General features: G+C 40.5%; 16 protein-coding genes. 12 read left to right on the plus strand and 4 right to left on the minus strand.

All coding sequences use genetic code 11. The features are described 5' to 3' along the window. The first annotated feature begins 196 nt into the window (after positions 1-196). Entirely contained in the window at positions 197-427 is a 231-nt protein-coding gene (locus tag Q1A31_RS02815) for a DUF1127 domain-containing protein (RefSeq protein ID WP_299872028.1), read from the plus strand. Positions 428-548: 121 nt separating this feature from the next. After that, positions 549-1208: a DoxX family protein gene (locus tag Q1A31_RS02820; RefSeq protein ID WP_299872030.1), complete on the plus strand. Its 660-nt coding sequence runs from the start codon at positions 549-551 to the stop codon at positions 1206-1208. A gap of 152 nt (positions 1209-1360) precedes the next feature. Here Q1A31_RS02820 and Q1A31_RS02825 read toward each other — a convergent pair whose 3' ends face one another. Further along, positions 1361-1990 (minus strand): Smr/MutS family protein, encoded by a 630-nt coding sequence (locus tag Q1A31_RS02825; RefSeq protein ID WP_299872034.1) that lies wholly within the window; start codon positions 1988-1990, stop codon positions 1361-1363. A 76-nt stretch (positions 1991-2066) separates the two neighbouring features. On the opposite strand from Q1A31_RS02825, the gene surE reads away from it, so the two are divergent. From surE to Q1A31_RS02845, 4 genes are all read left to right on the plus strand, one after another. Then, positions 2067-2849: a 5'/3'-nucleotidase SurE gene (gene surE, locus Q1A31_RS02830; RefSeq protein ID WP_299872037.1), complete on the plus strand. Its 783-nt coding sequence runs from the start codon at positions 2067-2069 to the stop codon at positions 2847-2849. Beyond that, positions 2810-3499 (plus strand): protein-L-isoaspartate(D-aspartate) O-methyltransferase, encoded by a 690-nt coding sequence (locus Q1A31_RS02835; RefSeq protein WP_299872040.1) that lies wholly within the window; start codon positions 2810-2812, stop codon positions 3497-3499. The genes surE and Q1A31_RS02835 overlap by 40 nt, the downstream gene beginning before the upstream one ends. A 225-nt stretch (positions 3500-3724) precedes the next feature. After that, a complete protein-coding gene (locus tag Q1A31_RS02840) occupies positions 3725-4171 on the plus strand; it encodes a YqaA family protein (protein ID WP_299872042.1) in 447 nt (148 codons plus the stop codon). 18 nt (positions 4172-4189) lie between these two features. Then, positions 4190-5014, plus strand: a complete 825-nt coding sequence (locus Q1A31_RS02845; protein ID WP_299872045.1) for a LysM domain-containing protein — start codon at positions 4190-4192, stop codon at positions 5012-5014. A 103-nt stretch (positions 5015-5117) separates the two neighbouring features. Here Q1A31_RS02845 and Q1A31_RS02850 read toward each other — a convergent pair whose 3' ends face one another. Then, positions 5118-5654 (minus strand): TlpA disulfide reductase family protein, encoded by a 537-nt coding sequence (locus Q1A31_RS02850; protein ID WP_299872048.1) that lies wholly within the window; start codon positions 5652-5654, stop codon positions 5118-5120. Positions 5655-5961: 307 nt separating this feature from the next. Here Q1A31_RS02850 and arsC point away from each other — a divergent pair, with 307 nt between their 5' ends. From arsC to Q1A31_RS02865, 3 genes are all read left to right on the plus strand, one after another. Next, positions 5962-6315 (plus strand): arsenate reductase (glutaredoxin), encoded by a 354-nt coding sequence (arsC, locus tag Q1A31_RS02855; RefSeq protein ID WP_299872050.1) that lies wholly within the window; start codon positions 5962-5964, stop codon positions 6313-6315. Between the two features lie 67 nt (positions 6316-6382). After that, a complete protein-coding gene (gene wrbA, locus Q1A31_RS02860) occupies positions 6383-6970 on the plus strand; it encodes an NAD(P)H:quinone oxidoreductase (RefSeq protein ID WP_299872053.1) in 588 nt (195 codons plus the stop codon). Positions 6971-7016: 46 nt separating this feature from the next. Further along, positions 7017-7382 (plus strand): DUF2069 domain-containing protein, encoded by a 366-nt coding sequence (locus tag Q1A31_RS02865; RefSeq protein WP_299872055.1) that lies wholly within the window; start codon positions 7017-7019, stop codon positions 7380-7382. A 90-nt stretch (positions 7383-7472) separates the two neighbouring features. On the opposite strand, the gene rluB is transcribed toward Q1A31_RS02865, so the two are convergent. Beyond that, positions 7473-8306 (minus strand): 23S rRNA pseudouridine(2605) synthase RluB, encoded by an 834-nt coding sequence (gene rluB / locus Q1A31_RS02870; protein ID WP_299872057.1) that lies wholly within the window; start codon positions 8304-8306, stop codon positions 7473-7475. A gap of 295 nt (positions 8307-8601) precedes the next feature. Here rluB and ppk2 point away from each other — a divergent pair, with 295 nt between their 5' ends. The 3 genes from ppk2 (at position 8602) to lpxC (ending at position 12270) form a co-directional block, all read left to right on the plus strand. Further along, positions 8602-9357, plus strand: a complete 756-nt coding sequence (gene ppk2 / locus Q1A31_RS02875; protein ID WP_299872222.1) for a polyphosphate kinase 2 — start codon at positions 8602-8604, stop codon at positions 9355-9357. A 236-nt stretch (positions 9358-9593) separates the two neighbouring features. Beyond that, positions 9594-11393 (plus strand): ABC transporter ATP-binding protein/permease, encoded by a 1800-nt coding sequence (locus tag Q1A31_RS02880; RefSeq protein ID WP_299872060.1) that lies wholly within the window; start codon positions 9594-9596, stop codon positions 11391-11393. Next, a complete protein-coding gene (gene lpxC / locus Q1A31_RS02885) occupies positions 11386-12270 on the plus strand; it encodes a UDP-3-O-acyl-N-acetylglucosamine deacetylase (RefSeq protein ID WP_299872063.1) in 885 nt (294 codons plus the stop codon). The genes Q1A31_RS02880 and lpxC overlap by 8 nt, the downstream gene beginning before the upstream one ends. A 312-nt stretch (positions 12271-12582) precedes the next feature. Here the strand turns inward: lpxC and Q1A31_RS02890 are convergent, their stop codons facing one another. Then, positions 12583-14013 carry a hypothetical protein gene (locus Q1A31_RS02890; protein ID WP_299872066.1) on the minus strand — a complete coding sequence of 477 codons (1431 nt, stop codon included), beginning with the start codon at positions 14011-14013 and terminating at the stop codon, positions 12583-12585. Positions 14014-14137 lie beyond the last annotated feature (124 nt).

The following is a 14137-nucleotide window of genomic DNA, read 5'->3' on the forward strand; positions in this document are numbered from 1 at the left end:
ATAATGATAAAAGCACAATCTGAAATCCTGATGGCAGGGTTTTGATTAAACGATTGGATAGTTTTTTCGCTGAAGCGTTAAATACATTCATGGTCTTACCTGTAGGGGGTAAATCATAACGGAGACCTTGCTTGCAGGGTCTCCATTTATAAACAAGATTGCTTAAAAGTGCATTACAAATATAAGGAGACATGTCATGACTGTATACACACAGGCAAATCATAATAATCATCTATCGCAGTGTCTACCCAGCTGTGAAGAAGCTGTAATAGAACCTTCAAAGAATTTATTTAAGACACTTGCCATTTGGAATCAGCGTTTTCAACAACGTAAACAATTAGCAAAGCTTGATGACAGAATGCTGGAAGATATTGGTCTAAATCGTGCCGATGTTGATTGCGAAATTAACACACCTTTCTGGAGATAATTCAACGCTTTACTAGTTAAATCCCTAAGTGTTGGCTTAAAAATCATCATAGATTTAGCTTGCAATACCGAGTAGAAAACAGTCAAATAGACACAATTACCTTATAAGGAGAGTGTCTTCTATGACTAAGTTTTTACTCGGTTTTTTCAGCTTTGGATGGCTGCGAGGCTTAGATTTTTTACCCCCATTACTACTTCGATTATTCTTGGCGCCATTGCTATGGGTGTCGGGTAGCAGAAAGTTGGGTTTGTTTACCGCAGACAATACTGTTTGGTATAACCCATTAACTTGGTTCAATACGGACAATCCTGTATTTCAAGCAACATCAGCAGGTTTGGCGCAAGTGCCTTTTATTGGAGACGCTCTATCAGGTGTTTTGACCAGCTCAATTGGTTGGTTAGAAATCATCGGTGCATTCTTATTATTGATTGGTTTTGCCGTTCGCTGGGTATCAATTCCGTTACTGGCTTTAATTGTCCTTACCGCAATTATGGCACTCAATGGTCAGGATATTGTAGCTACGCTAAAAGAAATGCTAATGACTCATGGTTATACTGATATGAGTAGTTCGGACTTCAGCAAGACAGTTGTTTACTTCTTGATGCTACTCACTTTATTCTTCATGGGAGCAGGTCGCTTCCTAAGTGTTGACTGGTTCTTATATCGTAGACTGAATAAGAAAGTTGTTGCAGGACAACAAGCTAGAAATATAGCTCATCCGCATGACAACATCAAAGCAGATCCATTTGATTTGGATAACACGACTGATGAAGTGAAATGATAATCTGAAATGATTTTTATTATTTGATTGAAAAAGGACGCCTAGGCGTCCTTTTTTTATTGTTTTTTTGTGGTGATTATTCGCTATGATAAAAAAAGGCCCCAAAGTAGGGGGGTGACCTTAAGATTATTTAAGCATGAATGTTTGAAGGGTTATCGTTTTAACAAGACGTAAACTGCACCAGTTCCGCCATCTTTAGGTTTACAGGAATGAAATGCGAGTACTCTCTCGTGTTCACTCAACCAATGATTCACCTGAGTTTTTAAAACAGGTTTTTTATCCCCTGACCGATTGCCCTTTCCATGTACTATACGAATACAGCAACTTTCGAACTGAACGGCTTCCTGTAGATAGTAAACCAGAATCATTTTGGCTTGCTTGATACTAGCGCCATGCAGATCTAACTCATCAGAAATACGGTAATTTCCACTGCGTAGTTTTTTGAATACGTTGTTCTGTATACCTTCTCTACAAAAGCTTAGAACCCCCTCTATTTGAACGTCTTCCACTTCAAGTTCGTCTGAAAGAGGATCGTGGATAAAGAGATCTTCGAAGTCTTCATCCGCTGGGCGTATTTTTGCTTTTGGCTTTTCAGCTTCATGATAAGCTTTATCATCTGCGAGTGGTGTTACGCCTTGCATCGCTTCAGCAAAGAAATTTTGATCGTATTGATCTTCTGCTTGTTGTTTAACGATCTTTTGTGTAGCCTGCTTTTCGGCTAGCTGCTTCGCAGATAGTTGCTTTTTAAGGTCTTTTAGTGTTTTTTTATCAAAATTAGACACGGTTAGTAGTGATGGCTATAGATGGTTATTATCAATGACTAAGACTATCATTTTGTGAGTGTTTTATGGGAATTTTATGGAAATACTGTTAAGTAATGATGACGGCTTTATCGCGCCCGGGATAAATTTGTTGCGTGATAAGTTATCAGAAATTGCTGATGTGCTGACAATTGCACCCGATAGAGATCGCAGTGGCGCAAGTAATTCACTCTCATTAGAATCACCGCTTCGCCTGACAGAACGTGGCGAGAACTTTTATAGCATCAACGGTACACCTACCGATTGTGTCCATCTGGCATTGACTGGTCTTTATCCTGATAAAGAACCTGATATCGTAATCTCGGGTATAAATTCGGGTCCCAATATGGGGGATGATGTTATTTATTCAGGAACAGTTGCAGCAGCAATGGAAGGACGTAATTTAGGGCTACCGTCTATTGCAGTGTCGATGGGTAATTATAAGGCTCAGCATTATGATTCTGCGATTCAAGCGGTTATTCAATTATTAAAAGATATGCCATCGCTGACATTAAGTGACTCAGATAATGCGGCGAGTATACTCAATGTAAACGTGCCTGATTTACCATGGAATGAAATCAAAGGTTTTAAGGCGACACGTCTTGGTAAACGCCATAAAGCCGAACCTGTGATTAAATCTGAAGATCCGAGAGGTCGAGAGATATTCTGGATAGGTCCTGTCGGTACAGAAGCGGATGCCGGAGAAGGAACAGATTTTCATGCGGTTCAACAAGGTTATGTTTCTGTAACCCCAATACATATAGACCTAACTCGCTATTCTGCTATCGATGATATGCAAAAATGGCTCCAAAGTGGGGGGGTGACAAAATCAATGAGCTAGATATTCAGGGCGTTGGTATGACATCACAACGCACCCGTGATCGATTAATAGATCGATTGCAAGAGAAAGGAATTGTTAATCCTGATGTACTACGCGTAATGCGTCTTGTGCCGCGGCATTTGTTTGTGGATGAGGCGATGGCGAGTCGGTCTTATGAGGATGCATCATTTCCCATTGGACACGGTCAAACCATATCGCAACCTTTTATTGTTGCGCGCATGACTGAGTTAATTCTGGAATCTGAATCCCTAGATAACGTCTTGGAAGTGGGAACGGGGTCAGGCTATCAAGCGGCTGTTTTGGGTGGTTTGGTAAAAAACTTGCATACTGTGGAAGTTATTTCTGAACTTCATCGCAGTGCCAGAGACTTACTATACAAGTTAGGCTATCGAAACATCCGTACGCATTTGGGTGATGGAAGCTGGGGATGGGAAGAAGCCGCGCCTTATGATGCGATTATGGTAACAGCCGCACCAGATGAGATTCCTTCTGCGTTAATACAGCAGTTGAAAATTGGTGGGCGCATGATTATTCCTGTTGGGGCACAAAATAGTGAACAAAAATTGCAGGTAGTGACCCGTAACAATGAAACAAATTATTCCGTTGAAAATCATGAGTCGGTAATTTTTGTTCCATTAGTAGGTGGTTAACAGTTTGAAGGTTAGCGACGGGCGGTTAGTGCTGTTATTAGGGCTAATTTCAAGAAATATTACAAAAAACTAAAAAAATCCTTTAAAATGAACCTGTTTTCGAATATATATAACAAAGTAATTGAATATTCGCAGCATAAGTATGCGAAAAACTATCTGGGGGTAGTTAGCTTTCTAGAATCGGCGTTACTGCCGTTACCTCCTCCAGATATAATGTTGATCCCCATGACGCTTTCAAAACCTGCGGAATGGTGGCGTTTAGCATTATGGACGACATTTACATCAGTGCTCGGTGGAATAGCTGGCTATTTTCTGGGTACATGGGCTTATGAGTGGTTGGGACCGCTCATAGAAAATTGGGGTTATGGGCATAAGTTTGAGCAGGTTAAATCCTTGTTCGATCGTTGGGGCATCTGGGCAATTCTTGTCGCTGGCTTCTCGCCAATACCTTATAAACTTTTCACAATTAGTGCAGGACTTTTGTCGATGGCAGTTTTACCTTTTGTGATTGCATCTGTAATCGGAAGAGGGGCACGCTTCTTTTTAGTCGCGTTGTTAGTTGCTAAAGCAGGACCTCGCATGGAACCACTCATTGTTAAATACATCGAGTGGCTGGGCTGGCTAACAGTAGGGTTGTTAGTAATAGTTGTGGGAATCTATCAATTAAAATAGAAATCGAAGGTATTTTTTATGAACAGTAAAATTAAACTAGTAGCAGTTGCTTCACTAGTTGCTGTAATGGCATCGGGCTGTAGTAGTTATAGGGGTGCATCTCAAGCTGGGTATGACACTGGATCTACTGCTGGAAGTGGCGGATATTCAACATCTGGCGAAACTCGCGGTTACGGACAACGTACACGTGCCAACCAGGTAGCTGGTGGTGGACAAGTACGTGGCGGTGGACAACAACGCGCAAATACATCTGCAACGTGTGCGCCATGCGGTGCAACAGCAACAACACAGCCAAAGGCTCCAGCAACTTATACCTATAAGCCTGCAAAGCCTGCTGCACCGGCACCACAACCAAGAGCTCAGGCATCAACACATAATCAGCAATACTACGTTGATAAGTGGAATCGTGAACAAGCAGCGGCGCGCAACAGAACGCAGCAGCCAGCAGCTCAACCACAGCAAAACACTAACTATGCAGGTTATGGTACCGACTCTTCTAATACGCAGTATTACGATTACAGTTCTGCATCTGGCGGACAAACTACTGCTCCAGCAGCAAATACTAACGTAACAGCTAGTAATAAGAGTATTTACACAGGAAGCTACCAGCAGAAAACGTATAAGCCATATGCGCCAACAACTTATGCTGGTGGAAGCGCTGCGACTACAAATACTGCGGCCGCTTCATCTAGTTCAGGTGGAAGTAGCTACGTAGTAAAGAAGGGCGACACAGTATTTGAAATCATGCGTCAAACAGGTGTGTATTGGAAAGATATTATCAGTATTAATAACTTACAGCCTCCATACAATATTAGCCCAGGCCAAACTATCCGTTTGAAGTAATAACGGAAGTTAAGCTAAACGCTAATAAGTGTTTATAGATAACAAAAAAAGCCCTCTTCTGAGGGCTTTTTTTGTTATAAGTGGTATTGTTTTTTTTGGATTTTTATTGATTTGGTGTAATTGAATCAAAGCTTTCTTCAATTGGGTTTTTATTCGCGCTCGCACTTTTATAAATCGGCGGATTTATGTGAAAATCAAGGTCGTCATAAGTGATGATCCCCACATACTTATCAACGATTTCTCCTTTTGGGTTTACGATATAGCTTGTCGGAATACCAACTATGGTACCAAATGAGAGCATGGTGCTTTGCTGCATTGGAATCAAATCATAGCTAATATTAAGTTGTTCTTTAAAGGAAAGGATCTCATTGATCTGGCTGCCGCCAGCATCCATGCCTAAAACGATAAAATCATCTTTGTTATCTTGAGCGAAACGTTCAATGTCTGGAATTTCTGCATGACAAGGCGGGCAATACGTTGCCCAATAATTCACAAGTACCCACTTTCCCTGATAGTCACTGAAATTATGGCTTTTACCTTCGATATCATTAAAGGAGAAATCTTTGACTTTTTCTAAGCCCTGGCCGGAAAAGAAAGGAAGAATACTGAGTGCAGCCCATAATATTATTGGTTTTTTCATAGAGTAGAATCCTCACTTATTTTTCTTTTGAATTCAAGTAATAAGCAAATTATAAAAGAGAAAGTCACCCCCCTACTTTGAATGATATTACGTTTTTGTTATTTAAAAACGTAAATAGAATTTATGCAGAGCAAGGCACTTTTTATTGCTATTTTGTATGGTCATGTTCTGTTGTGTGGAAGTACTTCGATTTTAGTGATGTAGAAAAGGGATGCGTGCAAAGAGACTAAAAACAATTTGTGTTTAGATTTCGCTTGGATACACTAGTCACGGAAATCTTATTGAATAAATTTTTAAAAAGGATGCTATGACAGACTCAACTACAATTTATCACAATCCACGATGTTCTAAATCTCGTGCGGCAATGGAACTACTTAGCGATAAAGGCATTGAAGCAAATGTCGTTAAGTATTTAGATACGCCACCTGATAGTGATGCAATATCTGAGATTTTAGATATGCTGGGTCTTGAGCCTCGCGAGTTGATGCGTAAAGGCGAACAGGCTTACAAAGATAATAATCTCGCTGATGAAAGCCTAACGAGAGAGCAATTGATAGACGCGATGGTAAACAACCCGATTTTGATTGAACGTCCGATTGTGATTAAGGATGGAAAGGCGGCGATTGGCCGTCCTATAGAAAATATCATTGATATTTTGTAATCGTATATTTATCTCATTTTGTTGAATATACCCCTAGCTCTATTCCTAATCCTAATCGAAGGCAGCAATGAAACAGGTTCTAGTTTTATATTACTCACGTAGCGGTGCAACCGCTGAAATGGCAAGGTTGATAGCGCGCGGAGCAGAAGGCGTTGAAGGTGTTGAATCCATACTTCGAACTGTTCCAGAGGTTTCTGAAGTCACTGAAGCGACAGAGCCAGCCGTTCCTGATTCGGGTGCGCCTTATGTATCACTCGATGAATTAAAAGTGTGTGATGCCTTAGCGCTAGGTAGTCCAACTCGTTTTGGCAATATGGCTGCTCCACTTAAATACTTTTTAGAAAAAACCAGCGGTCACTGGCTGTCTGGTTCATTGGTTGGAAAACCTGCGGGCGTTTTTACCTCGACATCCAGTATTCATGGTGGTCAGGAATCAACTTTGCTGAGTATGATGATCCCTTTATTGCATCATGGCATGTTAATCAGCGGTTTGCCGTATACAGAATCGGAGCTGTTGACGACTCAAACGGGTGGAACACCATATGGACCATCGCATCTTGCTGGTGCAAACAGTGATTTGCCTTTAAGCGAAGAAGAAAAAGCATTGTGCCTGGCGTTGGGCAAGCGACTGGCTAAATTAGCAGTGGTGCTGTAAATGCTTGTTTCACTGTTAATGTTTATGACTAAGGCTAAAAAATAACATGGATATCACAGTTTTTTACAGAGCTTTAGCCGGTTTAGGTATTCTAGGTTTGGTCATCCTGATCGTGATCTGGAACGGATGGCTGTCTCCTGTACAAGAATTTCCTCGTTCAATAGAAATCACGGTTTTTGTGGCTCCGTTATTATTCTTTGTGCGTGGAGTGTTACGAGGTAATCGAGATACGTTTATCATTGTAATGTTGATATCGTTTATCTACATACTCATCGGGATTTGGTATATGTATTCCGCAGAAGAGAAGGTTTACGGTTACTGGATGCTTGGATTGAGCTTGTGCTTGTTCTTTGGAAGTTTGTTGAATGTTTGGGTATTAGATAAACGCGATAAGCTATTACATAGTAAATAAAAATAAATATAGTCACCCTCCACCTTTAAGGCGCTTTTTTATAAAAAAGTGCCTTAAAGGTGGAGGGTGACTAAGATAAGTTAGTGTTTATTATCTTTTCTTACTTTTACTCTTGCCGTACTTAAATGCTTTGTTTCTATCGGCTCTGCTTTTGTATTCGCTTTTAGATAAGAAGTTTTCTTCGTCTAGTTCCATATTCACTGTTTCATAAAGGCTTCGCATGGATTTTACATCCATCTCTTCGAATGCCCCTGGTCGTAACGATCTATGAAGTTCTACATTGCCGTAACGGATACGGCGTAGACGACTCACGACTAAGTCTTGAGACTCCCAAAGGCGGCGTACTTCACGATTTCGACCTTCATTGAGTGTAACGTGATACCACTTGTTAACGCCTTCTCCACCTGCAAACTTGACGGTGTTGAATTTACCTTTGCCATCTTCTAGCTCAACACCTTTGAGTAAGTTGTCGATATGCTCATCAGTCACTTCGCCCAAAATACGCGCCGCATATTCGCGCTCTATTTCGTAGGAAGGGTGCATCAAGCGATTAGCTAATTCACCATCTGTAGTAAATAGTAACAGTCCATCAGTATTGATATCTAATCGTCCAACCTGAATCCATCGACCACTACTTAATGGAGGAAGGTTGTCAAAAACGGTAGGTCGACCCTCGGGATCTTTACGTGAGCTGATCTCGCCATTTTTCTTGTGGTAAAGCAGCACTTGAGGCTTGGCATTGAGCTTGTTGGATAGCTTCAATATTTGTCCGCGCAAAACAACTTTATCGGTTTCGCTAATAGCTTGACCAACCTCCGCCTTAACGCCATTCACCATTACTTCACCGGCTTTTACCCAGCGTTCTATTTCTCTACGTGAGCCGTAGCCTGCACGTGAGAGTATCTTTTGTATTCTTTCAGTCATATTGACGTAGATCATACAGAATAGGGATTCTCTGGTATACACTTACAATCAATAAGTAGAACAACATTAATCGCATTAAGGAGAGCATATGCCAATAGCAAAAAAACCGTTAAAAGAAGCCAGCCAAAAGGCTCCAGTAAAAGTGGCAGATAAGCCGATGACTAAGCAGCAGGCCACAGATGCTTTGGTAGAGCTAACCGATTCTGACAAGGTAATGAATTCAAAAACCTTTACTAAAGGCGGTGATTTACTGAAAATCAGTTGTGCGGCTGGTGATTATCCTTATTCGGAAAAAATGAAAACCTCGGATTACGAAAAAGAAAAGCGTCTGTTGCAGGTCGAGTTATTGAAGGTTCAGAAATGGCTTAAAGACGCGAATAAAAAGATTGTTACGATTTTTGAAGGTCGTGATGCAGCCGGTAAAGGTGGAACGATTAAGCGTTTTACTGAACATTTAAATCCTCGTATTGCCCGAGTGGTTGCTTTAGAAAAGCCTACTGAGCGTGAGTTAGGCGAATGGTATTTTCAGCGTTATGTGAATCATCTGCCAACCAAAGGCGAGATGATTTTATTTGACCGTTCCTGGTATAACCGTGCCGGTGTTGAGATCGTGATGGGTTTCTGTAGTCGCCATGATCACCTTGAGTTTATGCGCCAGTGTCCAATGTTTGAGCGTATGTTGGTCAATTCTGACACTATCATGTTCAAGTACTGGTTCTCGGTAACCCGTCAAGAGCAATTAAGACGTTTTCATTCACGCAAGCATGACCCAGTTAAACAGTGGAAATTAAGCCCTGTAGACGTCGAGTCATTAGATAAATGGGAAGATTATACTGAAGCTAAAAAATCGATGTTCTTCAACACCGATACAGCTGATGCGCCGTGGATAGTAGTAAAATCTGATGATAAAAAGCGCGCTCGATTATCGTGTATTCGTCACTTTTTACATAATCTGGATTACGATAATAAAGATACATCGGTAGTTTATGCGCCTGATCCATTGATAGTAGGTTCTGTGGATAAGATGTACCCCGAAGATGCAGTTCTATGACTCAGTTGTAATACTAAAAAACCTCTGAAAGGTGGGGGGTGACTAGATGTGTTGCATAATCTACCGGTATTTAAGTTAAGGGGTTCATTTGAACCCCTTTGCTTATTCTGGAATTATTAACGTGCAATACCTGAGGTTTTTCTCTGATTTTTTCTTAAATCAAACAATCCATTAAACAAATATGCGTTTGATACGAATTAAGGCATAATTTTACTTTTGTAATATTTGGTCTGACTTTGCATTCCATCCCTACCGGCAACGAAATTCATGGTAATCGCCGTGATCTTCAAAACTTGCGTCATCTCTTACCGTATCTCAGTGCATATAGAGGCAGAGCGCTATTAGCATTACTTTGTCTGGTGATATCTAAAGTCTCGACGGTCTCTGTGCCGCTCGTATTAAAAGATATTATTGATAAATTTGACGGTAAAGAAAGTCAGGTGTTAGTACTTCCGGTGGCTTTGCTACTTGCCTATGGTGCTTTTAGGTTACTTACTTCCTTATTTAATGAATTGCGTGATACCGTGTTTGCGCGCGTCCGCTATCATGCGATGCGGGAATTATCCAAACGTGTCATGCAGCATCTTCATAAATTGTCATTACGTTTTCATTTGCAACGTAAAACCGGTGCAATCAGTAGAGATCTGGAAAGGGGTACTCGTTCAGTAGCGACCTTAATGAATTTTCTGGTGTTCAGCACCATTCCCATATTCGTTGAGTTTTCCCTCGTTGCTTTTATTCTTCTATCCAACTACGCAATCATATTTGCTTTAGTCACCTTTGGTACCGTTCTTTTTTATGTGGCTTTTACTTTAATGGTTACAGAATGGCGAATGCACTATCGTCATGATATGAATCGACTCGATTCACAAGCCAATACACATGCATTCGATAGCCTGATTAATTACGAAACAGTTAAGTACTTTAATAATGAGCGGTTGGAGCAGGACCGTTACGATGAAATCCTTGAAAAATGGGAAAATGTTGCGGTAAAAAGCCAGTCAACCATGTCGATGCTTAATTTTGGTCAGGGCGCGATTATCGCAGTCGGTGTGACGATTATTATGTTCCTGGCTGCTAATGGTGTTGTCGAAGGCACCATGAGTATTGGTGACCTGGTAATGGTTAATGCCTTTATGTTGCAGCTTTTTATTCCTTTAAATGCATTGGGAATCATCTATCGACAAATCAAATACACCTTAGCCGATATGGATTTGGTGTTTAAGCTGTTGAAGAAAAAGCCTGAAATACAAGATGTCGAAAATGCTACTGACATCAAGGTAAGCAAAGGTGAAGTGAAATTTGAGGGTGTTTCTTTTGCTTATGATAAAAAAAGGGAAATTTTGCATGGTGTGAACTTCACCATTCCTGCTGGGAAGACAGTTGCAGTTGTCGGTTTTAGTGGTGGCGGAAAATCAACTCTGGTGCGCCTTCTATTTCGCTTTTACGATGTGAATCAAGGTCGCATTCTCATTGATGGTCAGGATATAAAAGAGTGTACACAGGACAGCTTACGTGAATCGATTGGTATCGTGCCGCAGGATACTGTGCTATTTAACGAAAGTATTTACTACAATATTCAATATGGAAATTTAGATGCTACCAAAGAAGAAGTCGAAAATGCCGCTAAAATGGCACATATTTACGACTTCATAGAAGGACTTCCTGATGGTTGGGATAGTGTCGTAGGAGAGAGAGGGCTAAAGCTTTCTGGTGGGGAAAAGCAACGGGTTGCGATTGCCAGAACGATTCTGAAGAAGCCTCCAATTTTACTATTTGACGAAGCAACCTCATCACTGGATTCGGCGACGGAGCAAGCCATACAAAAAACGCTGGGTAAAATCTCTTCACAGACTACTACTTTGATCATTGCGCATCGATTATCCACCATCGTAGATGCTGATATGATACTGGTTATGGAAGCAGGTAAAATTATTGAACGTGGATCTCATCAGGTATTGCTAGAACAACAGGGTAGATATTCTGAAATGTGGAATCTGCAAAGAGATACTCAAGGCGAAGATGGTCATGATTGATTATTCACAAGCCACGATTGCTGCACCCTTAAGTTTCAAAGGGGCAGGTTTACATACTGCTAAGCGCCATAAAATCACCTTGCTACCAGCGCCAGTGAATACGGGCATTATTTTCCGTGTAATCAAAAGGAAAGGGGTCAATATAGATATTCCTGCACATTGGCAGAATACCAAAAACCTTCCTTTATGTACGTGTCTCGTGTCAGAAACGGGTGAGCAAGTTAGAACCGTAGAGCATTTAATGGCAGCACTTTATGCCTGTGGTATTAGCAATGTCATCGTTGAAGTAGAGGGAAAAGAAATTCCCATTATGGATGGCAGTGCCAAACCTTTTATCGACAGTATTGATAAAACCGGATTAATCCAGCAGCATGAGTCGCAAAAAATTTTTCAGGTAACTGAGAAAGCTGAATATGTGGAAGGGAAGCGCTATGTAAGAATTGAGCCAGCAGATTCCCTGTATTTAGATTTAGCTATTTCTTTGACAAATTTCGGCCGACTGCATTGGAGTGGTGAAGTCACGCCAGCATCATTTAAACAAGAAATTGCCTCGGCCAGAACGTTTGGTAGACTCAAAAATGGCTTATTGGCGCAGTTAACGCGTTTTCAAAAAGATCCGGTGTGCCTTGGTGCCAATACTAAAACCGCAGTCGTAATCGTTAAAGATAAGGCGATTAACAAAGGCGGCCTGCGTATGGAGAATGAGCTTATTTTCCACAGAGCATTAGATATGGTTGGAGATTTGATGCTTTCAGGCGGAATCATTCAAGGCAAAATTACCGCTAACAGTCCCGCGCATCGATTAAATCATGGTCTGCTTCAAACGATCTTTGAGCAAGGAAATTATATTGAGACTGGTGTTAAGGTTGATGCTTAGCAGTTGTTTTAATGTTGTTGAAAATAATTTATTGCCTTAAGGCTGACTTTCTTTTGTCCCACTAGATTTACCGCTTGTTACCTTATCGCGTTGAATTAACCGTTGGTGATTTGAGGTATTTTAGTTTAGAAAATGTGCTGGTATATTCCTTCCACGTTACAGCGATGTAGCAATTTCATTTAATCCATTTGAAAATTAAATAGGATATACCAGTTGGGAGCCACGGAATGGCTCTGAATGTTATGAGATCAATTGGTCGACTAATATCATATCGTAAGGGATACAACAGCTGGGAGCCAAGGATGGCTCATTTTATTTTTCTTGTTGTTTTATATTTCTGAAAAACGATAAAGGAGTTGGCTGGTCATCTTCACTTGCCATTTTGTAATCTTCTATCTTAATCGTAGTATTTCCTGAGTCTTTAACTTTTGCATTCGGTGATTCTGAAACATCAACAGAGAGTACTTCCTCAGTGATAGTTTCTTCATCAATAGCTAAGTCATCAACAGATAGTTCTGTTTCCGTAGAGTCTAAAAGTTTTTGTTCTTTGACTACGTTTTCAACCTGATTAGCCGTTCTTTTAACGTCATTCTCAATTTCTTTGAGCTCATCGAGCATATAACGGGTTTCTTCTACTTTATTGTGGATATCATCAAACATATCTTGAGTAGAATCTAAGGTGTTCGAGATTTTTACAATTTTAGAATAATCCAGACTTTCCAGATGTTTCATTGTTTGAGCGCTAATGCCATGACTTTGTTGCTCGTGTCTACGCATGGTCTCTACATGCTTACGGCTCTCATCGATGTTAGCGTTAAGCTCTTGCCTAGCGAGATCCGCAACCTGGAAGCTGGTATCGAATTGCTCGTAAGCTTGTTCTTCAAAAGTATTTAACTTGTCGTTATAACTTTTAAGTGACTTCTCTGCTTCTTTTTGATGTTTTAGTAGAACATCAATCAGTTTTTGCGACTCTTTTAGGGTTTGTTTTAAGTTCGCATTTACTTGATCAGAAATTTCAGAATTATTGTCTAAGGCAGTGCTCTGCTCATTGTGTTTATTCAAGAAATCTTGCAATAGTTCCTGTGAGAGCTTTTTCTGGTGGTGTATTTTTCCTAAATCGTCATCTACCAAAATCAGGTTTTTATCTAATCTTTCTTGTACTTGACCAATGATTTCTACCGTACTTTTAAGCTGATCATCCCAATATGCCTGAATGTCATCCATGCGGTTGCTAACATGGTCTGTGACTTGAAGTAGTTCTTTTTCCTGCGCTTTAACTTTTTCAGATGTCGAGGCTATGCTTTCGGTATATTGAATATTTTCTTCGCGTTGGGTGCTGATTTCAGAGGCTTGAGATCTGATTTCGTGAACCAGTTTAGTTGATTCTTTTTCTTGTTCTCTGATTGTTGTAGCAGCAGAAGTAATATTTTCCTTATCTTTTTCTGCTTCAATTCGTATTTCTTTAATAATTTTCTTTTCTCTACTGGCTAACCATCTACCTAAAAAGAGTACTAGAACAGAAATGATAAGTGCGGCTGCGACGATTCCTGCTACAACGAGTTCGATAATGTGAGTCAACTGGCTAGTTGCTTCGTTTACTGAGGAAAGGGCAGGAGATTGTGTAACGATTTCTGTACCTGCTTCACCATTTTGGAGATATTCTTGAAGGCCTACAGCACTTACATCAAAAACCATTAAAATAATAGACAGATAAGCCAAGCTCTTGATGGCGCTCTTCTTCATACTCACTTCCCTTGTGTTTTAGCCTCAGAGGAATGCTTTTGACTTATTATGAAATTCTTGGGTTTGTGTAGTCAGCATTCTTGGGTGCAACTGTTTCAAACAGTTTACAACAAAAATGCCTATT

Source organism: uncultured Cocleimonas sp., assembly GCF_947495625.1.
GTDB lineage: Bacteria > Pseudomonadota > Gammaproteobacteria > Thiotrichales > Thiotrichaceae > Cocleimonas.

Bases quoted from the DNA above. Each gene is read 5' to 3' on its own strand.
- wrbA (WP_299872053.1), top strand. From the start codon at position 6,383: ATGAAACAGGTTCTAGTTTTATATTACTCACGTAGCGGTGCAACCGCT.
- Q1A31_RS02835 (WP_299872040.1), top strand. From the start codon at position 2,810: ATGGCTCCAAAGTGGGGGGGTGACAAAATCAATGAGCTAGATATTCAG.
- lpxC (WP_299872063.1), top strand. From the start codon at position 11,386: ATGATTGATTATTCACAAGCCACGATTGCTGCACCCTTAAGTTTCAAA.
- surE (WP_299872037.1), top strand. From the start codon at position 2,067: ATGGAAATACTGTTAAGTAATGATGACGGCTTTATCGCGCCCGGGATA.
- arsC (WP_299872050.1), top strand. From the start codon at position 5,962: ATGACAGACTCAACTACAATTTATCACAATCCACGATGTTCTAAATCT.
- rluB (WP_299872057.1), bottom strand. From the start codon at position 8,306: ATGACTGAAAGAATACAAAAGATACTCTCACGTGCAGGCTACGGCTCA.
- Q1A31_RS02815 (WP_299872028.1), top strand. From the start codon at position 197: ATGACTGTATACACACAGGCAAATCATAATAATCATCTATCGCAGTGT.
- Q1A31_RS02845 (WP_299872045.1), top strand. From the start codon at position 4,190: ATGAACAGTAAAATTAAACTAGTAGCAGTTGCTTCACTAGTTGCTGTA.
- Q1A31_RS02890 (WP_299872066.1), bottom strand. From the start codon at position 14,013: ATGAAGAAGAGCGCCATCAAGAGCTTGGCTTATCTGTCTATTATTTTA.
- Q1A31_RS02850 (WP_299872048.1), bottom strand. From the start codon at position 5,654: ATGAAAAAACCAATAATATTATGGGCTGCACTCAGTATTCTTCCTTTC.
- ppk2 (WP_299872222.1), top strand. From the start codon at position 8,602: ATGAAAACCTCGGATTACGAAAAAGAAAAGCGTCTGTTGCAGGTCGAG.
- Q1A31_RS02865 (WP_299872055.1), top strand. From the start codon at position 7,017: ATGGATATCACAGTTTTTTACAGAGCTTTAGCCGGTTTAGGTATTCTA.
- Q1A31_RS02840 (WP_299872042.1), top strand. From the start codon at position 3,725: ATGACGCTTTCAAAACCTGCGGAATGGTGGCGTTTAGCATTATGGACG.
- Q1A31_RS02820 (WP_299872030.1), top strand. From the start codon at position 549: ATGACTAAGTTTTTACTCGGTTTTTTCAGCTTTGGATGGCTGCGAGGC.